The 20,968-nt window shown below is 34.5% G+C and carries 22 protein-coding genes and 1 tRNA gene; 12 read left to right on the top strand and 11 right to left on the bottom strand.

What is annotated here, in order from left to right; translation table 11 throughout:
- Positions 1–153: 153 nt before the first annotated feature.
- Together ytxJ and EQG63_RS11525 are read left to right on the top strand one after the other, a co-directional pair.
- Positions 154–540: a bacillithiol system redox-active protein YtxJ gene (gene ytxJ / locus EQG63_RS11530; protein WP_129436529.1), complete on the top strand. Its 387-nt coding sequence runs from the start codon at positions 154–156 to the stop codon at positions 538–540.
- A 27-nt stretch (positions 541–567) separates the two neighbouring features.
- The gene (locus EQG63_RS11525; RefSeq protein WP_129436528.1) at positions 568–957 is read left to right on the top strand and encodes a DUF1398 domain-containing protein; all 390 of its coding nucleotides are present in this window, start codon (positions 568–570) and stop codon (positions 955–957) included.
- Between the two features lie 59 nt (positions 958–1,016).
- On the opposite strand, the gene EQG63_RS11520 is transcribed toward EQG63_RS11525, so the two are convergent.
- From EQG63_RS11520 to fahA, 3 genes are all read right to left on the bottom strand, one after another.
- Positions 1,017–2,204 carry a hypothetical protein gene (locus EQG63_RS11520; protein WP_129436527.1) on the bottom strand — a complete coding sequence of 396 codons (1,188 nt, stop codon included), beginning with the start codon at positions 2,202–2,204 and terminating at the stop codon, positions 1,017–1,019.
- Between the two features lie 79 nt (positions 2,205–2,283).
- Positions 2,284–3,144, bottom strand: a complete 861-nt coding sequence (locus EQG63_RS11515) for a YybH family protein (RefSeq protein ID WP_129436526.1) — start codon at positions 3,142–3,144, stop codon at positions 2,284–2,286.
- A gap of 72 nt (positions 3,145–3,216) precedes the next feature.
- Entirely contained in the window at positions 3,217–4,503 is a 1,287-nt protein-coding gene (gene fahA, locus EQG63_RS11510; RefSeq protein WP_129436525.1) for a fumarylacetoacetase, read from the bottom strand.
- 112 nt (positions 4,504–4,615) lie between these two features.
- On the opposite strand from fahA, the gene glyA reads away from it, so the two are divergent.
- On the top strand, positions 4,616–5,890 hold the full coding sequence (gene glyA / locus EQG63_RS11505) for a serine hydroxymethyltransferase (RefSeq protein ID WP_129436524.1): 1,275 nt from the start codon (positions 4,616–4,618) through the stop codon (positions 5,888–5,890).
- 52 nt (positions 5,891–5,942) lie between these two features.
- Here the strand turns inward: glyA and EQG63_RS11500 are convergent, their stop codons facing one another.
- Positions 5,943–7,484, bottom strand: coding sequence for a hypothetical protein (locus EQG63_RS11500; RefSeq protein ID WP_129436523.1), 1,542 nt, complete (start codon positions 7,482–7,484; stop codon positions 5,943–5,945).
- Between the two features lie 121 nt (positions 7,485–7,605).
- Between EQG63_RS11500 and EQG63_RS11495 the strand changes: the two genes are divergently transcribed.
- The 4 genes from EQG63_RS11495 to EQG63_RS11480 all read left to right on the top strand — a co-directional run bounded on the left by EQG63_RS11495 (position 7,606) and on the right by EQG63_RS11480 (position 9,975).
- A complete protein-coding gene (locus EQG63_RS11495; RefSeq protein WP_129436522.1) occupies positions 7,606–8,028 on the top strand; it encodes a PaaI family thioesterase in 423 nt (140 codons plus the stop codon).
- A 4-nt stretch (positions 8,029–8,032) separates the two neighbouring features.
- Positions 8,033–9,085, top strand: a complete 1,053-nt coding sequence (locus EQG63_RS11490) for an isochorismate synthase (protein ID WP_129436521.1) — start codon at positions 8,033–8,035, stop codon at positions 9,083–9,085.
- On the top strand, positions 9,085–9,801 hold the full coding sequence (gene bshB1 / locus EQG63_RS11485) for a bacillithiol biosynthesis deacetylase BshB1 (protein ID WP_129436520.1): 717 nt from the start codon (positions 9,085–9,087) through the stop codon (positions 9,799–9,801). Before EQG63_RS11490 ends, bshB1 begins: the two co-directional genes overlap by 1 nt.
- Positions 9,802–9,899: 98 nt before the next feature.
- Positions 9,900–9,975, top strand: a tRNA-His gene (locus tag EQG63_RS11480).
- 48 nt (positions 9,976–10,023) lie between these two features.
- Here the strand turns inward: EQG63_RS11480 and EQG63_RS11475 are convergent.
- The 4 genes from EQG63_RS11475 to EQG63_RS11460 form a co-directional block, all read right to left on the bottom strand.
- Positions 10,024–11,058 carry a M28 family metallopeptidase gene (locus tag EQG63_RS11475; protein ID WP_129436519.1) on the bottom strand — a complete coding sequence of 345 codons (1,035 nt, stop codon included), beginning with the start codon at positions 11,056–11,058 and terminating at the stop codon, positions 10,024–10,026.
- 61 nt (positions 11,059–11,119) lie between these two features.
- Positions 11,120–12,085 (bottom strand): DUF3667 domain-containing protein, encoded by a 966-nt coding sequence (locus tag EQG63_RS11470; RefSeq protein WP_129436518.1) that lies wholly within the window; start codon positions 12,083–12,085, stop codon positions 11,120–11,122.
- Positions 12,086–12,090: 5 nt separating this feature from the next.
- On the bottom strand, positions 12,091–13,140 hold the full coding sequence (locus EQG63_RS11465) for an RluA family pseudouridine synthase (protein ID WP_129436517.1): 1,050 nt from the start codon (positions 13,138–13,140) through the stop codon (positions 12,091–12,093).
- On the bottom strand, positions 13,140–13,751 hold the full coding sequence (locus EQG63_RS11460; RefSeq protein WP_129436516.1) for a PASTA domain-containing protein: 612 nt from the start codon (positions 13,749–13,751) through the stop codon (positions 13,140–13,142). The genes EQG63_RS11465 and EQG63_RS11460 overlap by 1 nt, the downstream gene beginning before the upstream one ends.
- Positions 13,752–13,838: 87 nt before the next feature.
- Here EQG63_RS11460 and EQG63_RS11455 point away from each other — a divergent pair, with 87 nt between their 5' ends.
- Positions 13,839–14,813: a D-alanine--D-alanine ligase gene (locus EQG63_RS11455; protein ID WP_129436515.1), complete on the top strand. Its 975-nt coding sequence runs from the start codon at positions 13,839–13,841 to the stop codon at positions 14,811–14,813.
- Positions 14,814–14,816: 3 nt separating this feature from the next.
- Positions 14,817–15,272 (top strand): pantetheine-phosphate adenylyltransferase, encoded by a 456-nt coding sequence (gene coaD, locus EQG63_RS11450; RefSeq protein ID WP_129436514.1) that lies wholly within the window; start codon positions 14,817–14,819, stop codon positions 15,270–15,272.
- An 18-nt stretch (positions 15,273–15,290) separates the two neighbouring features.
- On the opposite strand, the gene EQG63_RS11445 is transcribed toward coaD, so the two are convergent.
- Positions 15,291–16,658, bottom strand: a complete 1,368-nt coding sequence (locus tag EQG63_RS11445; protein WP_129436513.1) for a DEAD/DEAH box helicase — start codon at positions 16,656–16,658, stop codon at positions 15,291–15,293.
- A gap of 106 nt (positions 16,659–16,764) precedes the next feature.
- Here EQG63_RS11445 and EQG63_RS11440 point away from each other — a divergent pair, with 106 nt between their 5' ends.
- Positions 16,765–18,495: a M14 family metallopeptidase gene (locus EQG63_RS11440; protein ID WP_129436512.1), complete on the top strand. Its 1,731-nt coding sequence runs from the start codon at positions 16,765–16,767 to the stop codon at positions 18,493–18,495.
- On the opposite strand, the gene EQG63_RS11435 is transcribed toward EQG63_RS11440, so the two are convergent.
- Together EQG63_RS11435 and EQG63_RS11430 are read right to left on the bottom strand one after the other, a co-directional pair.
- Positions 18,479–19,072 carry an HD domain-containing protein gene (locus tag EQG63_RS11435; protein ID WP_129436511.1) on the bottom strand — a complete coding sequence of 198 codons (594 nt, stop codon included), beginning with the start codon at positions 19,070–19,072 and terminating at the stop codon, positions 18,479–18,481. The genes EQG63_RS11440 and EQG63_RS11435 overlap by 17 nt on opposite strands.
- 3 nt (positions 19,073–19,075) lie before the next feature.
- Positions 19,076–19,963: a YitT family protein gene (locus EQG63_RS11430; RefSeq protein ID WP_129436510.1), complete on the bottom strand. Its 888-nt coding sequence runs from the start codon at positions 19,961–19,963 to the stop codon at positions 19,076–19,078.
- 169 nt (positions 19,964–20,132) lie between these two features.
- On the opposite strand from EQG63_RS11430, the gene EQG63_RS11425 reads away from it, so the two are divergent.
- Together EQG63_RS11425 and EQG63_RS11420 are read left to right on the top strand one after the other, a co-directional pair.
- Positions 20,133–20,468 carry a hypothetical protein gene (locus EQG63_RS11425; protein ID WP_129436509.1) on the top strand — a complete coding sequence of 112 codons (336 nt, stop codon included), beginning with the start codon at positions 20,133–20,135 and terminating at the stop codon, positions 20,466–20,468.
- 53 nt (positions 20,469–20,521) lie between these two features.
- A complete protein-coding gene (locus EQG63_RS11420; RefSeq protein ID WP_129436508.1) occupies positions 20,522–20,923 on the top strand; it encodes an AidA/PixA family protein in 402 nt (133 codons plus the stop codon).
- Positions 20,924–20,968 lie beyond the last annotated feature (45 nt).

Raw genomic sequence — 20,968 nt, 5'->3', positions numbered from 1 at the left:
TAACGTTTGTTGTTTATTTTTTACTTTCTAAAGTGTTTACCTTTGCGAAGTATTGGACAATTTGTGTTCCAATGTTAAAACAAAGACAAATTGACTGGTTTTTAGCGATTTAAGAAATTAAAATCGGTCAAAATGACTTATAAATAACGAATTATGAGCTTTTTTAAGAATATTTTTGGAGATTCAAATGACGAAACTTCAGTCCCAAAAATGGATTGGACTTTACTAACCAATGAGCAACAACTCGATGAAATAGTGGAACAATCGAAATCAAAACCGGTAGTCATTTTCAAACACAGTACTCGTTGTAGTATTAGCCGTATGGCTTTAAAACAATTTGAAAGAGAGTTTGATTTAGAAGATAAAATTACTCCTTACTTTTTGGATTTATTGGAATATAGAACAATTTCAAACGCAATTGCTACTGTATTCGGTGTTATGCATCAATCGCCTCAAATTTTATTGATTAAAAATGGAATTTCGGTTTATGATGCTTCTCATAGCGATATACAAGTCGAAGATCTTAGAATGCGATACTAATTATTTAGAACAATCAAATTAAAAGAAATGTTTACGATAGAGCAAATAAAAGCAGCACATTCAAAAGTAAAGTCAGGAGCAGATTTTCCAGCCTACATCAAAGAGCTTAAGCAATTAGGAGTGCGATTTTATGAAACTTTTGTTTTCGATGGTCATACCGAATTTTATGGAAATGAGCAGGAAAAAATTTCTTCTGACTCTAAGTATGAAAATTTAGAGATTGCTGAAAATAGTAATGTAAATCAATTTGTAATCGATTTGAAATTGCATCAAAAAGGTCAAACCGATTATCCTACTTTTTGTGTAGATTGTGCAAAGGCGGGTGTAGAAAAATGGGCCGTTAATATCGAAAAACTCACATGTACTTACTATGATAAAGTAGGAAAGGAATTATTAATTGAAAAAATCCCTCAATAATAGTCTGGAATTAGCGATAAAAAAAATCCCGTCTCATTTTTTGAAAGAGACGGGATTTTTTATTTTCTAAATTTATTTCGGGTAATAATGTTCTTTAATTTGGCTTTCAAATCTTCTCCGCTATCATACACCATTTGTTCATTGGATGGGAAAGGAGTCGCACGTCGACCAAAATACTGCAAATAATCATTATCACAGGCATTTTTATCCCCGTTGTAGTTAGCATAAATATATTCGAAAACATACTCGCTCGATAAAGGGAAAGTGTCTATTAACTGATTACTTCTAAAATCAATATAATCAATTTTAGCGGTCACTTGACAGGATTTAAATTGTTTGAATTCGTAAATGGTAGCGCGAACGGTTTTCATGTTGTCGACCATTACTACATTTCCTTTATCATCTTTTACTTGGTTTCCGTTAGCGTCTAATAATGGTTTTTTACCGTCTGCAATTTGCTTTTCTTTGGTAAATTCACGTTCTTTTATTTGTTCTGGTGAAATGTTGATATTTCTGAAATTTACCAACATTGCAAAATCATATTTTATATCTTTTTGGCGATTACTGTGATAAACCGTCCATTTGTCATTTAATCCGAAGGTGCTAAAATCTAAAAGATCACTTTGCAAACGAGTTGGTATCACCATATTGGTTTCGTTTTTGGTATACACGTGAACATAATCGGTTCCTTTAAATAGGCATTCGTTCATTAATTGCTTGGCATCTTTGTAGTTGGGATTGATTTCTTCCAAATACCCAAAATCATCATAAGCTTCACGATAGTTAAACTTATCGTTGTTTTTCATTAATTTTTTAGCATTATCATATAAATAGGCAGATAATTTAGATTTGGTCGCTATAATTTCGTCTGAATAATCATCAAAAGGGAAAATGGCATTTCGTCCTTCTTTTAATAAAGATAAGGGCAATAACGGTCGGATGCGTTCTTGACGATTTTGTAATTGCAGGTAAAGCGTATAAATTTTTTCCAGATGTGAAGCACTGCCGTCTTTTTGACGCATGGCAATATCGTCTAAATCTCTTTGTTTTACTTTGGCAAAAGCTTCTTCAAGAAGATAGACATAATCTTGTTTTCCTTTGGAATTTTTATTGGTTTTTAGGTTTTCAATGGAACGATTAATAGCACCATCATAATTACCGTCGCTAAGCATTGATTGTGTTCTTTTCACACCGCTACAACTGATTAAAAAAGCTACAAGTAATAGTAGAGAAGTAATTTTCTTCATAATCTTGAATTTTGGCAAATATATGTAATTCGAAAATACAAAAAGTAAGCCAAAATAGGAATTACTTTATAGTTTCATTTTACCAATAACTATCTTGAAGAATTTTCCACTGATTATCTTCCTTTGTAAAAACCAGTGTAAAACTTACTTTGTGGATTCTATTTTGTTTGTCTTTTATTTCAGAAGTTCCTTTTTGCCAAATAACAGTGTCTATTTTTTCAATAGAAGTAGTACTTAGTTTCCAGGTACCTCCAAGGTTTTCGAATGATTTCCAGTATTTTTTGAGTGCCTCTTCTCCTGAAATTTCAGTGTTACTTCCAATCACCTTTCCTTTTTGGGAATAGAAACCAGTTATTGATTCAAATTTACCTTCATTGTAAGCCATTTCCATATCTTTTAAAATGGATTGAATTTCGGCTTCAATCGTAGTGGATTTGTTTCTGTATTCTAAATCAAATTCCGGTGTAAAAGTTTTTCCATCATCATTCGAAATCTCTCCAAATTGACGCACAAATCCGTTTTCTAATTTGTAAAAAGTAAGACGTCTGATGCTTATTCCATTATTATTGTTTTTGAATGGTCTGCTTAAAAACTGCATGGCATTGTTTTCAAATTTCCCCGTCAGGTATTCGGTTGTACCTCCTGCATTGTCCACCCACGTTTGTTGCCATTGTTCGGTTGCGGCATTGTACGTGTTGTAGCTTTTACCTGAAAAATACAATCCTTGTTGTGCATTCGCGGATGTCCATTCCTCTAAAACAATACAGTTGTTTAATATTTTTGTAATTTTAGAATGTCCCGCTAACCCTTTTTTACCATAGACCTCCCAGTCGCCAATCCAAAAATCGAATTCATTATATTTTGGATTCGATTCGCAAGGTTTTTGTGCAAAAGTAGAAAGAGTAATTGTTCCGAATAATAAAAGAAAATAATGTTTCATATTATATATAAAAAATAAGAGCAATTTAATTCAATTGCTCTTATTAGTATGTTAACAAAAATGTAATGTTATTTATTTAGTTGGAATAGGAGGTAACAGTTTGCTGGAAACTTCTCCAAAACCAATTCTAATGTCTTTGTTTTGACAAAATCCTCTAATAATAACAGTATCCCCATCATTGATGAATTTACGTTCTGAACCATCTTTCATTGTAATTGGTTTTTGTCCGCCCCAAGTCAATTCAAGCATCGACCCAAAAGAATCTTCAGTTGCTCCAGAAATGGTTCCAGAACCCATCATATCTCCAGAATTAATACGACAACCATTTATAGTATGATGTGCTAATTGCTGACTCATAGTCCAATACATGTATTTTAAATTGGATTTTGAAACGATACTTTCTTCTACATTTTCAGGTGCAATCGCAACTTCTAAATTAATATCGAAGGCATGATCTCCTTTTTGTTGTAAGTAAGGAAGTGGTTTTGGATCATCTTGTTTTGGAGACGCACAACGGAAAGGCTCTAAAGCATCCATGGTTACAATCCAAGGTGAAATAGAAGAAGCAAAGTTTTTGGCTAAGAATGGTCCTAGAGGAACATATTCCCATTTTTGAATATCACGGGCACTCCAATCGTTTAACAATACCATTCCGAAAATATATTCTTCGGCTGCTTCAATAGGAATATTTTCTCCCATTACATTAGCATCGGTAGTGATAAAGGCGGTTTCTAATTCAAAATCAACTAAACGAGAAGGACCGAAAACAGGTTGCGTTTCTCCATTTGGAAGGGTTTGTCCCATTGGTCGGTGCACTGGAATTCCTGAAGGAACAATGGTTGAACTTCTTCCATGATAGCCTACAGGGATATGTAACCAGTTGGGTAATAAAGCGTTCGCAGGATCGCGAAACATTTTACCAACGTTTGTGGCATGCTCTCTACTAGAATAAAAATCAGTATAATCACCAATAAATACGGGAAGTTGCATTTCTACGTCTTCCATTTTAAAAATGACAACATCTCGATGGCTTTTGTTATCTCGTAGTTTGGCATTTTCGGCATCAAAAATATCGGCAATGCGATTACGAACCAATCGCCAAGTTTTTTTTCCATCGGAAATGAAATCATTTAAAGTGTCTTGCATGAAAACATCGTCGGTTAATTCGATTCCGTCGAAATACCCCAATTGTTGCAAAGCACCTAAATCAATCGCAAAATCACCTATGCGAGATCCAACCGTTACTACATTTTCTTTGGTTAAAAAAACTCCAAAAGGAATGTTTTGTATAGGGAAATCGCTATTTTGAGAAATCTCTAACCACGATTTTCTGTCAGGATTGTTAGCTGTTATAGGCATAATATATTTTTTTGTGATAAATCATTAATTTGATAGTTCAAATATAGTTTCTATTGGGATTATACCAAACACTTTTCGTATTTTTGAACACGATTTAACAAATTTATAAGAAATGCAACGCGACGAACAAATTTTTGACTTAATTCTTGACGAACAAGACAGACAGATTCATGGTATTGAACTGATTGCTTCTGAGAACTTTGTAAGTGATCAGGTAATGGAAGCAGCCGGTTCTTGCTTAACTAATAAATATGCGGAAGGCTATCCCGGTAAACGATACTATGGAGGTTGTGAAGTGGTTGATGTTGTAGAACAAATTGCTATTGATAGAGCAAAAGCACTTTTTGGTGCCGACTATGTGAACGTGCAACCGCACTCTGGTTCTCAGGCCAATACAGCTGTTTTTGCTGCATGTTTAAAGCCAGGTGATAAAATTTTAGGATTCGATTTGTCTCATGGAGGTCACTTGACTCATGGTTCTCCAGTTAATTTTTCAGGAAAATTATACAATCCAGTATTTTATGGAGTGGATGCCGAAACAGGTGTTTTAAATTATGATAAAATTCAAGAAATAGCGACTAAAGAACAGCCGAAATTAATTATTGCAGGAGCATCAGCGTATTCTCGTGATATGGATTTTGAGCGTTTTCGTAAAATCGCCGATTCAGTTGGCGCGCTTTTAATCGCCGATATTTCGCATCCTGCTGGCTTAATTGCCAAAGGATTGATGAATGACCCAATTCCACATTGTCATATTGTAACCACAACTACTCACAAAACATTGCGTGGTCCTCGTGGTGGTATGATTATGATGGGTAAAGATTTTGAAAATCCATGGGGATTAACCACTCCAAAAGGCGAAATCAGAATGATGAGTCATGTATTGGACATGTCGGTTTTTCCAGGGAATCAAGGTGGACCATTAATGCATATTATTGCGGCCAAAGCTGTAGCCTTTGGAGAGTGTTTGTCAGACGAGTTTTTTCGTTATGCCGTACAAGTGCAAAAAAATGCACAGGCAATGGCAGAAGCTTTTGTAAAAAGAGGCTACAATATCATTTCAGGTGGAACAGACAATCACATGATGTTGATTGACTTACGCAATAAAAATATCTCTGGAAAAGAAGCAGAAAACGCATTAGTGAAGGCTGAAATTACGGTAAATAAAAATATGGTTCCTTTTGATGACAAATCGCCATTTGTGACTTCGGGAATTCGTGTGGGAACTCCTGCTATTACTACTCGTGGTTTGGTAGAAAGTGATATGGAAACGGTGGTTGATTTTATCGACAGAGTGTTAATGAATCATACCAACGAAGAAATTTTGGAACAAGTTGCCGATGAGGTAAACGAAATGATGAGCGAAAGAGCCATGTTTGTATTTTAAAACAAACTTCATTTATAAATAAAAAATCCCGAGTTATTGCTCGGGATTTTTTTTATTCATTCAAATGTTCATAAGCACCTAAATCAGGGGGAGAGGTTCTGGTTTTGCCATCAGCATCTTGTGCAATGATAAACGCGGGATCTCCTTTAGCTTTAGCCGCAGAAGTTAAACCAATTCTTAAGTTGTTTTTAACTGAATTTTTAAACTTTGGATCTCTCGAATTGATATTGGTCGCAATCAAATTGCTGTTGTCATTCAAAAATGGAGTGTACAGCGGATTGGTGTTCAATTGGCCGCTAGGATCATAAAATTTGATCAAGCAATGATTGATGTTATAATTAAAGGCAATTGAGGTGTCAGAATCTCTTTTTAAACCCAATTCAATGTTGCCTAATCCATAAATAATACAGTTGGTAAAATTAGCTTGTACCAAAGGCGAAACAAATAAAGCATCACCTTGTTTATAGGTATTGTCTAAATAAACCGCTGGACTTTGTCGGGAACCTGACCAATAATTGGCAAAAGTACAATGCGTAAAATCATAACTTCCACCTAAAATACAGGCCAAGCTCGATTGACCACATTTGTTGATTACAATATTTTCACCGTTTATTTTTCCTTTTCGAGCAATGATTCCGTAATTGGAAGCATTGTAAATTTGAGTATTTTTAATTTGAACAGTTGTCGCATCTTGATTATCTACAAATATTCCAACGGTAGCATTTTTGATGGTGGCGTGGTTGAATGCGTTATTAGTACTTCCTTCTGCCAAATAGATAATTCCCCATTGCCCTGGAGTTTCTGAAAAGCTAGGTTCCAGTCGGTCGCCCTCAAAAATCACTTCGTTTTCTAAAGATTCGGTAGTAGAAATAGTTCCATTGACTTGAATACTTCCGCCATTTTTTACAAAAATCCCCGATTGATCATGAAAATGAACACGAGCGCCAGGGTCAATGGTAAGTACATCCCCCGATTTGACTCCTGCATAGCCATAAATGACATAAGGCTTGTCTTTTGTAAAATGCAATTCGCCTCCAGAAAGTTCAAATCCATAAATTTTACTTTCAGGATCAGTATCATCTAATTGTAGGTTTTCATAGCTGTATCCGCCACCGCTTATTGGCGTTCTATCAGGATATAAAAAGATGGCATCTTGAATCAATGTCACCAAATTGACTTTTTGTTGGTAAGCACCTGAGTCGAATAAAATTTCATCAGTGTATAACAAATCGGTTGGATTGGCATCAATAATGTCGGCCGTTTGTTCAATAAAGACAAACATACTGTCTTTGGCTAAAAGCTCAACATTGGTGAATAATTTACCATTATTGTCCGATCTTCCATCTACCATTAATCGGTATTTGGAACTTGCTCCTTTTCCCAAAGCAATACTTGGGATGGAAATGTCTTTATCACTTCTGTTATAGACTTTCAACATATAAGTACTTGAGGCAATTCCTGTAAAAACAGTGTCTAAATACACCGTTGTTTTTGAAAACTGAAGATTTCCAGTACTGGGTACCGTGTCGAAATCTTTTCTACAAGAAGTTAATGTTGTTAAAATAATTATAATTAAGGAAAAGTAAATGCGCATTGTTTTTGATTTATTTCGGATAAAAATAGTGAAAAACTATAAACGAATGAAATTGTTTTTTATTCTGCTATCTCGAATTTTAATCCTATTTTTCGTAAATTTGAGTCACTAATCCTAAAACATGAACTTTAATAAAGAAGAAGTTATTCGTATTTGCAATAAAATGTGTCAAAATACTTTGATGCAAACCTTAAATATAAAATTTACGGATGCCGGGGAAGATTTCCTAGTTGCTACAATGCCCGTTACACCAGATGTTCATCAACCTATGGGTTTATTGCATGGAGGGGCAACGGTGGCTCTCGCCGAGAGTGTGGGAAGTGCAGCTTCCATTATGTTTATAAATACTGAAAAACAAGAAGTTCGTGGTATCGAGATTTCTGCCAATCATTTAAAAAGTAAACGAGAAGGATTGGTTACGGCAACTGCCAAAATAATTCATAAAGGACGTTCTATTCATCTATGGGAAATAAGAATTGTAGATGAACAAAATAATTTGATTTCGCTTTGTAAACTGTCAAATATGGTTTTACCTAAACGTTAAAACAATGAAATCTATTTTTGAAAGGGTAAAAATTCAGCAAAAGCTGCATTTACCGTTTGTTATTTATCGAAAACCCAATTCGAAAACGTTAATCGGAATTTTTCAAAAAGACGATCATTTGTATTTTTCTGAAGATTTTACAGAGAAAGGGTTTGTATTTGCTCCATTTTCTGGTGTTCCCATTTGTTTTCCCTTCGATAAATCGGAAGTAAAATTCAATAATATTTATTTTGAAAGTTCTACGGAGACAACGCATCAAGTCGAGACATTACTGGAAGAAAAAGAAAAATTTGAATCCCTTGTAGCAAAAGGAATTGAAGTGATTAAGGCAGGTATTTTTAATAAAATTGTGGTTTCAAGAAAAGAAACGGTAGAAGTTGAAGGCTTCGATTTGGAAACTACCTTTGAGAAAATGATTCATAATTATACGACTGCTTTTTGTTATTGCTGGTTTCATCCTAAAATAGGTTTGTGGATGGGCGCTACACCAGAACAATTGTTTAAAGCCAAAGAATACAAATTTCAAACAATGGCTTTGGCAGGAACGCAAGCATTTAAAGGGGATGAGGAAGTTTTATGGAAAAGCAAAGAGCGTAAAGAACAAGAATTTGTCACCGAATTCATCATCGATAAATTAAAAAAAGAAACCAAAGAAGTTCAAATTTCGGAACCCTATACAACGAGAGCAGGTAATTTACTTCACCTTCGTACTGATATTGAAGGGGTGTTAAATCAAGATAGTAATTTAAAAAATGTAATTGATATTTTGCATCCCACACCCGCCGTTTGTGGTTTGCCCAAAGATTTAGCTAAAGCCTTTATTGAACAAAACGAAGGCTATGATAGAGAATTTTATACGGGGTTTTTGGGTGAAATCAATTTAGATTATGCCACCAATGATACTGCTACCGATTTGTATGTGAATTTGCGTTGTATGAAAATAGAAGATAATAGAGCCAATTTATTTATTGGTTGTGGAATAACTAAAGATAGTCATCCAGAACACGAATGGGAAGAAACGGTGAATAAAGCCAAAACAATGAAACAAATTTTATAATGAAATTAGATATACTAGCCTTCGGCGCGCATCCTGATGATGTAGAATTAGGTTGCGCTGCTACCATAGCCAAAGAAATTTCACTCGGTAAAAAAGTAGGAATTATCGATTTAACTCGTGGAGAATTAGGAACTCGCGGCACTGCCGAAATTCGTGATGCAGAAGCGAATAAAGCTGCCGAAATTTTGAATATTTCGGTTCGTGAGAATTTAAATTTTCGTGATGGTTTTTTTAAAAATAATGAAAAGCATCAATTGGAAGTCATTCGAATGATTCGAAAATACCAACCTGAAATCGTATTGTGTAACGCTATTGATGACCGACATATTGACCATTCTAAAGGAAGTAAATTGGTTTCGGATGCTTGTTTTTTATCCGGTTTGTTAAAAATTGAAACGAGTTGTGATGGTAAAATACAGCAACCTTGGCGACCAAAATTAGTCTATCATTATATTCAGTGGAAAAACATTGAACCGGATTTTGTGGTCGATGTTACGGGTTTTATGGATATAAAAATACAGGCAATCCTGGCGTATGATTCTCAATTTTACAACCCGAATACGAATGAACCTGAAACACCAATTACTTCAAAAAACTTTTTAGACAGTGTGAAATACCGTGCGCAAGACTTTGGGAGGCTAATTGGGACGGAGTATGCCGAAGGATTTACGGTAGAAAGATATTTGGCTGTCAATAGTTTAGGAGATTTAATTTAATTTTGTAAAAAAATCTTTTGCAAAACTCAACTTTTGCGCTATATTTGCACTCGCAAACGAAATTTAGATTCTAAACGGAGTTTGTATAGCGAATAAATGGTGATTGTAGCTCAGTTGGTTAGAGCGTCGGATTGTGGTTCCGAAGGTCGCGGGTTCGAGACCCGTCTTTCACCCTTAAGCAAATAAAAAAAGCGTTGATATTTTCAACGCTTTTTTTTGTTTCTATAGTTTATCTACAACTGGTCGTTTGTCTCTATTGGCCAAATCCCAAGCAATGGCAAAAGCTAATTGGGCTCTTTTTGCTAAAGCATCATATTCAATTTTTTCAGGATCATCGGTAGGCATGTGATAGTCTTCGTGTGTTCCATTAAATAAAAAAACTGAAGGGATGTTGTGCTTTGCAAAATTATAATGGTCAGAACGGTAGTAAAAACGATTCGGATCATTTTTATCATTGTATTTGTAATCCAAATCCAGCTGGACAAAATCTTTGTTTGCTTTTTCGGTAAGGTCATATAAATCCGAAGACAAATAATCGGAACCAATCACATATACATAATTATTGCTGTCTTTATGACGTTCGTCACGGCGGCCAATCATGTCAATGTTAACATCGGCAACAGTATTTACTAATGGGAATAAAGGATTTTCAGAATAGTATCTTGATCCATGTAGTCCATGTTCTTCCCCAGTTACATGTAGAAACAAAATTGATCGTTTCGGTCCTTTTCCTTCATTTTTAGCTTTTTGGAAGGCTTGTGCAATTTCAATTAATGCCACTGTTCCAGATCCATCATCATCGGCACCATTATATACTTCACCATTTTTCATTCCCACATGATCATAATGTGCAGAAACAACCACAATTTCTTCCGGTTTTTCAGAACCTTCAATAAATGCCCAAATGTTTTCAGAATCGCCTAGTTTTGGACTAAAAGCTTTTTGGAAAAAGGATGCTGGTATGGGTTGGTAAAACGATTTTGCTCCTTTAGGGAAGGGAATACCATCAGTTTTGTATTGTTCAATGATGTACTTACCTGCTTCTTTTTGTCCGGCTTCACCAGTATTTCTGCCTTGCATTGCATCCGATGCAATTACATATAAATGTTTTTTTAAATCTTCTTGTGTGATTGTTTTGATATAATCCTCAGCTGAAGCTTCTTTGCCTACACTTGAAATACTTGTAACAGAATTTTGAGCTTTACAGCTAACAAAAGCAATTGAAAGTAGTCCTAATAAAAATAGTTTCTTTTTCATTTTAAAACATTTGATACACGAATGTAACTAAAAGGATAAAAATTATCAAGAATTATTAGATTTAATTAACATTTAAAGCGCTATAGGCAATCAATAAAACTAGAAAAATTGCGATGAATATTGAATTAATTAAAAACATTAAGCTGACTTTTAGTCGCGAAATGAATTTAGTTTCGAGATACATTCTTCTGTGGGATCTGAAAAAGTAAAAAATCCACCAGAATGACATGGTTACCGAAGCAATGCCTAAAATTATTTCAGTGGTGTTGTTTTTTCCAAACCAACTCAAAACCCAACTCAATAACATAAAAAGGCTAAAAGAGAGCAAAAGCATTGAAAAGTAATGAAAGGTATATACACCATGCTCGTAGTAATACCAACGTTTTTTATTGTGAAATAGCCAAAGGATGAAAGCAAAAATTGGCAAATACATGAAAATTACTTTTGGTAAATTCTGATAGATGGATTTAACGAATTTGTATTTAAACTCCTCAAAAGTATTGTGCTCGCTTATTTTGGCTATTTTTTTCATAATCCAATATTCAACAGCATTGAATTTTTCTTCTTTTGGCAGTGATTTTTGAATCGAATCGAGCGTTGCTACACTTTTAATTTCTCCAATAGCTATTACATCCGATATTTTTTTGGTATTGGAATCTTTGTTTTGATCGGTATTAGTGACTTTTACAATTGAATTGTCATCACTTTGGAAAACAGGAAGTACGGAAAGTAAAAAGAAAGTTACAAAACTGATAAAAATATACAATTTAACAGGAGGGACATAGGTTTGTCTTTTACCCGCTAAGTATTCCTTGGTGAGCTTTGCAGGACTGAAAAGTAAATGTTTGATGGTTTTCCAAAAGGAACCATCATAATGCGTCAAATCTTCTACAAAATGCGTAAATAGATAATGAAAAGATTCTCTCGTATGTTTGTTTTCTTGTCCGCAATGGGGACAAAATCGTTCTTCTACTACATGTTGGCAGTTTAAACAAGTTTTATCTTCACGTAAAGAATGTTGTCCCATATCGCTTACTCTTCTGTTTCTAACTCATTTGATTTAGAATAGTTACGCCATTTTTCAATACAGTCTTTCATATCTTGTGGAACTTCAGTATCAAAGCGCATATATTCTTTTGTGGTTGGATGTTCAAATCCCAGTGTTTTGGCGTGTAATGCTTGTCTTGGTAATATTTTAAAACAATTTTCTACAAACTGCTTGTATTTAGTAAAGGTTGTTCCTTTTAAAATGAGATGGCCACCATAACGCTCATCATTAAATAAAGGATGACCAATATGTTTCATATGCGCCCGAATTTGATGGGTTCTTCCGGTTTCTAAATTACAAGAAATAACGGTGATATATCCAAATCGTTCTAAAACTTTGTAATGCGTAACGGCTGGTTTTCCAATTTCGGGGTCGTCATAAACGGCCATTTGCATGCGGTCTTTGGCATGACGGGCCAGATTGCCTTCAATGGTTCCAGCATCTTCTTTAACATTTCCCCAAACAATCGCGATATATTCTCTTTCGGTGGTTTTGTCTTCAAACTGTTTGGCTAAGTGTGCCATAGCTTGATCGGTTTTGGCGATGACTAATAAACCAGTAGTGTCTTTATCTATTCGGTGAACCAATCCAGGGCGTTCACTACTATTCATGGGCAGATTTTCGAAATGGTAGGCCAAGGCATTTACCAAGGTGCCAGTATAATTTCCGTGACCAGGATGTACGACCAAACCAGCCGGTTTATTTATAAGCAATAACGATTCATCTTCATAAACAATATCCAACGGAATGTTTTCTGGATCAACTCTATTTTCGAAAGGAGGATGCGAAAGCATGACCTTTATTTCGTCGAAAGGTTTTACTTTGTAATTTGATTTTACTGGAATTCCATTAGCAAAAATATTACCTCTTTCTGCGGCTTGTTGAATTTTATTACGCGTTGCATTTTCGATCAATTGCATTAAGAATTTATCAACACGCAAGATGGATTGTCCTTTGGGTGAAATAAATTTATAATGTTCGAATAAATCGTCTTCTAATTCGTCTTTCTCGTTTTCAATAAAAGTAATTCCCATTAATCTGTAATTTCAGTAGAATCAATTGGATTTGTATTTTCAAGATCTTCGTCTTCAAAACCTATTTTTCCATCTCCAAGTACTAAATTGATTTTTGTCATTTTTAATACTTGTTGACCTGCTTTTATCGGTTTACCATTAATATTCATTTCCAGTACCATGTCCTTGGCTAAATTAGGCACATAGGTAGTATCACCAACAGTCAAGCCCAATGCGTTTAATGTAGGAACAGCTTGACGGTAGGTTTTTTGAACCAATTCTGGCAAGCGAACTTTGGCATAGGCTTGTGCATTTATTTTGACATAAATCACACGATTTTCTTTGACTTTACTTCCTGCTTTTGGATCTTGATTGACAATGGCCAATTTTGGGAACGATGGATTGTAATCGACTGTATCTAATAATTCATAGTCTAAATCCAACTCATCAAGTTTGTCTTCAGCTTCTTCTAATGTCATTTTACTAAGATTCGGAACGGTAATTTCCTGACCATGGTTGGTCGTAAAACCAATCCAATACATAAACAAAAACAAGGTAGCGCAAACAATAAGAAGGGCTAAAAAGACTTGTTTGAAAAAGGTAAAGCTCAAAAGAAATTTTTGTAAACTCATAAAAATGTATTTCGACAAAGATAATAAAATTGTAAAGTGTTTTGTTCCGAAAAAAAATGATAATTTTGTTTTACTATATAATTTTTTATGAAGCACATTGCCATCATCATGGGAGGTTACTCAAGCGAGTACCAAATTTCACTTAAAAGCGGAAACGTAGTTTATCAAAATTTAGATAAATCAAAATTCATAGGATATCGAATTCATATTTTTAAAGAAAAATGGGTCTATGTAGATGATAATGAAAATGAATTTCCAATCGATAGAAACGATTTTTCAATCACAATCAACGGAACCAAAATTCTTTTCGATTGTGTTTTTAATGCGATTCATGGTACGCCAGGAGAAGACGGATTAATGCAAGCGTATTTCGAATTAATAGGTTTAAAACAATCTTCTTGTGATTATTACCAAGCAGCTTTGACGTTTAACAAACGTGATTTGCTTTCGGTTTTAAAACCTTACGGAATCAAAACGGCGACTTCCTTTTATTTGAATCTTGGTGATGTTGTAAATGTCGATGAAATTATTGATAGAGTAGGGTTGCCTTGTTTTGTAAAACCGAATAAATCGGGTTCCAGTTTCGGAATTTCGAAAGTCCATAAAAAAGAAGATTTTTTAGTAGCGGTCGAAAATGCTTATAAAGAAGACAACGAAATCATCATTGAAAGTTTTCTGGATGGGGTAGAAGTTTCAGTTGGAGTAATTAATTATCAGGGAGAAGTAATTGTATTGCCTATTACTGAAATTGTTTCCGAAAATGATTTCTTCGACTATGAAGCCAAATACTTAGGAAAATCACAAGAAATTACACCGGCTCGTCTTTCACCTGAAATTGAAAAAAGAGTGCGTGAAGTAGCTAAAAAAGCATACGAAGTTTTAAAAATGAGCGGATTTTCACGCAGTGAATATATTTTAGTGAAAGGAGAACCTCATATGTTAGAAATGAATACAATACCAGGACTAACTTCAGAAAGTTTGATTCCGCAGCAAGCTCGCGAAGCCGGAATTTCATTGCAAGATTTGTTTTCGAATGCGATTGAATTAGCGCTAAAAAAATAATTTATGAGAAAAGCTGTATTCCCAGGTTCTTTTGACCCTTTAACGTTAGGACATTTGGATATTATCAAAAGAAGTATTCCGTTATTCGATGAGATTGTCATTGCAATTGGCGTGAATGCCGATAAAAAATACATGTTTTCTTTGGAAGAGCGCAAACGTTTTATTGAAGAAACGTTCAAAGAGAAACCGACCATTTCGGTAATCACTTATGAAGGCTTAACTATTGAATTGTGTAAGAAGTTAAAAGCCGAATTTATACTTCGTGGTCTTCGCAATCCCGCCGATTTCGAATTCGAAAAAGCCATTGCACATACCAATAGAAGATTGTCTAAGATAGAAACGATATTCTTGCTAACTGCAGCCAATACGTCGTTTATAAGTTCTAGTATCGTACGTGATGTAATAAGGAATGGTGGCGATTATAAAGTACTCGTTCCTGATGCTGTGAGAATCAAATAAAAGCAAAAAGCCTGATAGTTAATACTTATCAGGCTTATTATTTTCTTCTTCTTTCTTCACGACTTTTCTGGCGACTTCAATTTTAAATTTCTTGCCTTTCATTTTTTCATCGCGAATATTACTTAGTAAGTCTTTGACTTTTTTAGATTTCACAGCGGCAAAAGAGATGAAATCTTTGACTTCAATTAATCCTAAATCGCCTTTTTCTAATTTTCCTTTTTGAGAAAAGAAACCGACAATGTCAATTTTATTTAGTTTGTTTTTCTTTCCACCGCTAATGTAAATGGTTTGGAATTCTGGTGCTTTGGGTAATGTTGTAGCGTTTTCGACATTCAAAACGGTCATTCCGTAGTTGATGTAATCCAGTTTCTTTTCACTTTCATGAACCACAATATACGAAGTTCCCGTAGCCATCATTCTCGCCGTTCGTCCGTTTCTATGAGTAAATTCGTCTTCTTTGGAAGGCAAATGATAATGAATCACGTGTTTCATCTCTGGAATATCCAATCCACGTGCTGCCAAATCGGTGGTCACTAAATAACTTACACTTCCATTTCTAAATTGAATCAAAGCGCGTTCGCGCTCTTCTTGATCCATTCCCCCGTGGTAATACGTAGCGTAAATTCCTTTTTCGGTCAAAGTATCACTAATTCTTTCGGCAGCATCACGATGGTTGCAAAAGATAATGGCTTGTTCCGATTGTAAAGAACAAATCAATTGAAACAGACTGTTAATTTTGTCCTTTTCTTTCGATACAACCATTTTCATCGAAAGATTGGTTTTTTCTTCTTCCGTTGGAATAAAATCCAAAACAGTCGGATTTACGACTCTCGTGTATTTCGGAATTTCAATATCAGAAGTCGCAGAAACCAATACCCGTTTGTTTAATTTAGGCAATCTCCCAATGATATAAGACATTTGTTCGTGGAAACCCAATTGCAATGACTTGTCAAATTCGTCAAGAACCAAGGTTTCAATAGTGTCGGTTTTGAAGGTTTCTCTTTCAATATGATCGGCAATTCTTCCAGGTGTTCCAATTAGAACCGCTGGTGGATTGCTTAAATTTTTAATTTCCGTTTCGATAGAATGCCCACCGTAGCAAACATTTACCTTGTATTGGGTGCCCATTTTTTTCCAAACCTGTTCAATTTGCAATCCTAATTCTCTTGACGGCACTAATATTAAACATTGAACCGCATTGCTATCTTCTTGTAACATTTGGAAAATAGGCAGTAAAAAAGCCAATGTTTTTCCCGAACCTGTTGGAGATAGTAATAAGACATTGCTGTCGTTAAGGATGACATCTTGAGCAACTTCTTGCATTTCATTTAGGCTTTCGATACCTAAATTGAGCAAAACATTATTGGAATGATGGAATGTATTCATTTGGCAAAGGTAGTTTTTAAATTACGAATTGGAAATCGGATTTTTTATAAATGGCTAAGACATTAATTTATTTACATTTGTGATTACATTTTTGAAAACTTCTGCGATGCGATTTTTTTTATTTCTTTTTTTAGGATTTTCTATTTCAATGGTGAGTCAAATCAATACTAAATATGTAACTGATTTTGAAAAAGGAAATGGAAACCAATCGGCCAATTACGAACAAACCATTCAGTTTTTTAAAGCTTTAGATGCCGATTTTGAAACGGTAAAAATGGAGATTGCTGGAGAAACTGATAGTGGTTTGCCCTTGCATATGGTAACGTTCCATTCTGAGAAAACGTTCGATTTTAAACAACTACAACAATCAAAATCGATTATCCTTATCAACAACGCTATTCACGCAGGAGAGCCGGATGGGACAGATGCCACCATGCAGTTTTTTAGAGATTTGGCCTTGGGAAAAATTAAAGCGCCGAAAAATACTATTTTGGTTACCATTCCAGTTTATAATATTGGTGGTATGTTGAATCGAAATTCGACCTCGAGAGTGAATCAGAATGGACCTGAAGAATACGGTTTTAGAGGTAATGGAAGAAATTTTGATTTAAATCGCGATATGATAAAATCGGATGCCAAAAACACAAAAAGTTTAGTGGCGTTATTTCACCAACTGAATCCTGATGTCTTTATAGACAATCATGTGAGCAATGGTGCCGATTACCAATATACTTTAACTTATATTCAAACCGAACCAAGCAAATTAGGCAAGGAGTTGGGGGCTTTTATGCAAACTAAAATGACTCCTTCTATTGTAAAAGAACTAGAATCCAAAGGAGTACCTACAAGTCCCTATGTGAATGTTTGGGGAACAACTCCCGATAACGGTTTTACTCAATTTTTTGATGCCCCACGATATACTACGGGGTTCTCCTCATTGTTTAATAGTATTGGTTATGTAGTGGAGACACATATGTGGAAGGATTATGCAAAGCGCGTAAAAGCGACTTACGAATTTATGTTGTCGACTTTAAATTATGTGGAGTCGCATTCGAACGAAATTAAATCGGCCCGAAAAGCAAATGAAAAGCAATTTAAACCAAATGATAAGTATCCTATTCAATGGGTAATTGATTCCTCGAAGGTGGTTCGTTTTGACTTTTTAGGATTTGAAGCGGGGTATAAAAAAAGTGAAGTAACGACTGGAAACAGATTGTTTTATGACCGAAATAAACCTTTTAAAAAGCCAATATCCTATTATCCTAATTACAAATCGGTGAAAGAAATTGTGATTCCTAAAGCCTATGTGATTCCCCAAAATTGGTGGAACGTAATTGATTTGCTTACATTGAATCGTTGTCCGTTTAAGCGTATTCAAAATGATACTTTAATGGAAGTGGAGAGTTATACCATTCAAGACTATAAAACGTCCAATACAGCCTATGAAGGTCATTATTTGCATCGAAATACAAAAGTGAACGCTACCTTAGTAAAAGAGAAGTTTAGAAAAGGAGACTATATTTTTGAAGTGCAACCTGAAGTAGTAAAGTTTTTAGTGGAAGTGTTAGAACCAGAAGCGATGGATTCGTATTTCAATTGGAATTTTTTTGATACCATTTTGCAACAAAAAGAAGGGTATTCTGATTATTTGTTTGAAGATTTAGCCGTTCAGATTTTGAAAGAAAATCCGCAAATAAAAAAACTATTAGAAGATAAAATGAAAGCAGAAGCTTCCTTTGCCAATGATGCCAATGCACAATTGGATTTTATATATAAAAATTCAAAATACTACGAAAAAGCACATTTGCAATATCCCGTATTTAGGATTTTGAAGTAATCGTTTTTTTGAGCGTTTTAAGATTCAATTGTTTTAAAGGGTCTCTATTTTTTAGACAGTATGAAGTGTGAAAATGATGATTTTGCAAAAAATCGATTTGAATTTTATCCCATGATTCTCTATTTATTTCGGGATGAAAATGTTGTAATTCTTCCAATAATTTATCTCCTCTGGTTTTGAAAGTAGTGGTGCCAAGGTATTCCAAGTCGGCATCCGCCAAAATGTCTTCGAGTTTATTTTTTGGAAGTTGAGGTACTTTTGTAGCTTCAATCATTCCGGTAATTAGGTCAATTTCATCTAAAGAATAGCCATAATCTGGTAGTATTTTTTTTGACATTGCAATACTTTTCTCTTCGTGCCCTTTATTGATCTCATTGAGATAGCCGGCATCGTGAAATAAGGCTGCGGTTTTAATAAGGATAATTTCTTCTTGGGCTATTTTTTCAGACAAAGCGATATGCTCGGCCATTTCTATTACATGTTTGGTATGTTTCCAATCGTGATAAACTAAATAGGGAGGTAATTTTGTTTGTAGACAATTTTGCATGTAAGCAAACAAGCTGTTCCAGTCATTCATTGTCTAATGTTTTTTTCTATAACGTAAAATTCCTCCGCTGGCTTCTTTAATGTATTGAATAAACATAAAAGCTTTGGGGTCTAATTCACTCACTTCATTTTTAATTCGGAGTAGTTCTAATCGGGTGACAACAGTAACAATTATATCGCAATCGGTTTTAATATTAAAACTATCAGGGAGGTAGCCACGTTCCCCTTTTATAACGGTAATTCCTTTTCCAAATTTGGTTACAATGAGTGATTTTATTTCTTCACTTTTAGCAGAAATTATATTCAATGCGGTGTATTGTTCTAACCCATCAGCGATATAATCCAATGATTTTACAGCAGCAAAATAGGTTACAATCGAATAAAATGCAGTTGTAATTCCAAATACCCAAGCGGCAACTAAAAAAAGAATCGTGTTGATGCCAAAAATGACTTCTGATATATTGAGTCCAATTTTTCGTGTCACCAGCAATGCTAAAATTTCTACACCATCCGCAATAGATCCACTTCTAACGCATAATCCCATCCCAATACCAATTAGACATCCGCCAAAAAGTGCAATCAAAATAGGGTCGGAAGTCACACTCTCTATATGGATCAAATAAGTGCAAAGACTTATTAAACTAAAAGTAATGAAAGAATGGACCGCGAAGGTTTTACCCAGTATTCGTTTTCCTAAAAACAAAAAAAACATATTAAAAATCAAGACGAGTGCGGCAAAAGGAATATGAGTCACTTCGTTCAGAAGCATAGAAAGTCCTATTACACCTCCGTCAAGAAATTTATTAGGTAACATAAACCCTTTAAGTGCAAGCGAAATAAAAATAACTCCCAATAAATTTAGAATGATGTTTTTCGGACGCAAGATTTCTTTCCAATTAATAGAATTAAGTTCTGGACTCATAAGAGTGAATTTTTATAATTTATTTAAGTTGTTGGAAATGTGATAGATGAGTATGCTAATTTACTAAAAAATAGCTATATTTGTCCTTTATTTCTTCCAAAATTTTTTATCCCCACTTTTCCCCGAATTAGTATTTCAAGAATTAAGTACAATCTTAATACGATTTGCTATGGCAACATTAGTTATTACAATCCGATTAGATGACTCAGGAAGTGGTTTAGAATTAAATGATGGACAAAGCAACGGTCCACACATTACAACAAGAGCTGCAAAGCGAGACACCATTAAATGGAAACTTATTCCCAACTCAGGAATAGATGAACTTTTAGAAATTCAAATCAAAGATTTTGATGTCTTTGAACAAGCTCCCTCACGACAACCTGATGGTTCATTAATAGGTCAAATAGGTGATTACCCAGAAGGTACCACTGCTAATTATGCTATTTCTTATAGCGTTAATGGAAGACAGCAAGTACATGATCCTAAAATTCTAATACGCGCATAAACTATATTTTCTAAAACAAAGACATATTTAGTAATTAAAAAAACAAACAAATTATGGCAAATGTAAATGTAACTTTAAGTGTTAACACCGGAAGTATTGTAAATCCAAATGTAGATGCCTACTGTACCTTTGGACAAGGAAATGGCGTGAGTAATGAAAATTATACAACCGAAGCCAATGTAGGGGATACCATTACTTGGCAAGGGGTGTCGAGTTCATCACCTACAACGGATGTAGTTAATATAACCTCGATTAATTACACTGGAGGACAAAATATTTTTGATCAAAATGTGATTAATGGAAATAATGGTACTCCTGAAAAAGTAATTGCTACTATAGCAAGTAGTACACAAGGAGAAGAAGAAGAATACACTATTAATTTTACCGTTTATAATGGTGCAAATCGTCGAAATGGGTCTTTTAGTATTGATCCTAAAATCATAGTTAATCCATAAAAACATGCTTTTTTGTAAATCGAATTTAAAGATTTTGTTTTTTTT

The organism is Flavobacterium amnicola, from assembly GCF_004122165.1.
Taxonomy (GTDB): Bacteria; Bacteroidota; Bacteroidia; order Flavobacteriales; family Flavobacteriaceae; genus Flavobacterium; species Flavobacterium amnicola.
Note: the sequence above shows the minus strand (reverse complement) of the source record. Positions and strands in the feature narration are given on the sequence as shown.

What these genes read in the sequence shown, in the direction of transcription:
- EQG63_RS11495 (WP_129436522.1), top strand. Translation starts at nt 7,606, where the DNA reads ATGAACTTTAATAAAGAAGAAGTTATTCGTATTTGCAATAAAATGTGT.
- EQG63_RS11435 (WP_129436511.1), bottom strand. Translation starts at nt 19,072, where the DNA reads ATGAATGACTGGAACAGCTTGTTTGCTTACATGCAAAATTGTCTACAA.
- fahA (WP_129436525.1), bottom strand. Translation starts at nt 4,503, where the DNA reads ATGCCTATAACAGCTAACAATCCTGACAGAAAATCGTGGTTAGAGATT.
- EQG63_RS11420 (WP_129436508.1), top strand. Translation starts at nt 20,522, where the DNA reads ATGGCAAATGTAAATGTAACTTTAAGTGTTAACACCGGAAGTATTGTA.
- ytxJ (WP_129436529.1), top strand. Translation starts at nt 154, where the DNA reads ATGAGCTTTTTTAAGAATATTTTTGGAGATTCAAATGACGAAACTTCA.
- EQG63_RS11500 (WP_129436523.1), bottom strand. Translation starts at nt 7,484, where the DNA reads ATGCGCATTTACTTTTCCTTAATTATAATTATTTTAACAACATTAACT.
- EQG63_RS11430 (WP_129436510.1), bottom strand. Translation starts at nt 19,963, where the DNA reads ATGAGTCCAGAACTTAATTCTATTAATTGGAAAGAAATCTTGCGTCCG.
- bshB1 (WP_129436520.1), top strand. Translation starts at nt 9,085, where the DNA reads ATGAAATTAGATATACTAGCCTTCGGCGCGCATCCTGATGATGTAGAA.
- EQG63_RS11515 (WP_129436526.1), bottom strand. Translation starts at nt 3,144, where the DNA reads ATGAAACATTATTTTCTTTTATTATTCGGAACAATTACTCTTTCTACT.
- EQG63_RS11470 (WP_129436518.1), bottom strand. Translation starts at nt 12,085, where the DNA reads ATGGGACAACATTCTTTACGTGAAGATAAAACTTGTTTAAACTGCCAA.
- EQG63_RS11490 (WP_129436521.1), top strand. Translation starts at nt 8,033, where the DNA reads ATGAAATCTATTTTTGAAAGGGTAAAAATTCAGCAAAAGCTGCATTTA.
- EQG63_RS11475 (WP_129436519.1), bottom strand. Translation starts at nt 11,058, where the DNA reads ATGAAAAAGAAACTATTTTTATTAGGACTACTTTCAATTGCTTTTGTT.
- glyA (WP_129436524.1), top strand. Translation starts at nt 4,616, where the DNA reads ATGCAACGCGACGAACAAATTTTTGACTTAATTCTTGACGAACAAGAC.
- EQG63_RS11455 (WP_129436515.1), top strand. Translation starts at nt 13,839, where the DNA reads ATGAAGCACATTGCCATCATCATGGGAGGTTACTCAAGCGAGTACCAA.
- EQG63_RS11440 (WP_129436512.1), top strand. Translation starts at nt 16,765, where the DNA reads ATGCGATTTTTTTTATTTCTTTTTTTAGGATTTTCTATTTCAATGGTG.
- EQG63_RS11425 (WP_129436509.1), top strand. Translation starts at nt 20,133, where the DNA reads ATGGCAACATTAGTTATTACAATCCGATTAGATGACTCAGGAAGTGGT.
- coaD (WP_129436514.1), top strand. Translation starts at nt 14,817, where the DNA reads ATGAGAAAAGCTGTATTCCCAGGTTCTTTTGACCCTTTAACGTTAGGA.
- EQG63_RS11445 (WP_129436513.1), bottom strand. Translation starts at nt 16,658, where the DNA reads ATGAATACATTCCATCATTCCAATAATGTTTTGCTCAATTTAGGTATC.
- EQG63_RS11465 (WP_129436517.1), bottom strand. Translation starts at nt 13,140, where the DNA reads ATGGGAATTACTTTTATTGAAAACGAGAAAGACGAATTAGAAGACGAT.
- EQG63_RS11460 (WP_129436516.1), bottom strand. Translation starts at nt 13,751, where the DNA reads ATGAGTTTACAAAAATTTCTTTTGAGCTTTACCTTTTTCAAACAAGTC.
- EQG63_RS11525 (WP_129436528.1), top strand. Translation starts at nt 568, where the DNA reads ATGTTTACGATAGAGCAAATAAAAGCAGCACATTCAAAAGTAAAGTCA.
- EQG63_RS11520 (WP_129436527.1), bottom strand. Translation starts at nt 2,204, where the DNA reads ATGAAGAAAATTACTTCTCTACTATTACTTGTAGCTTTTTTAATCAGT.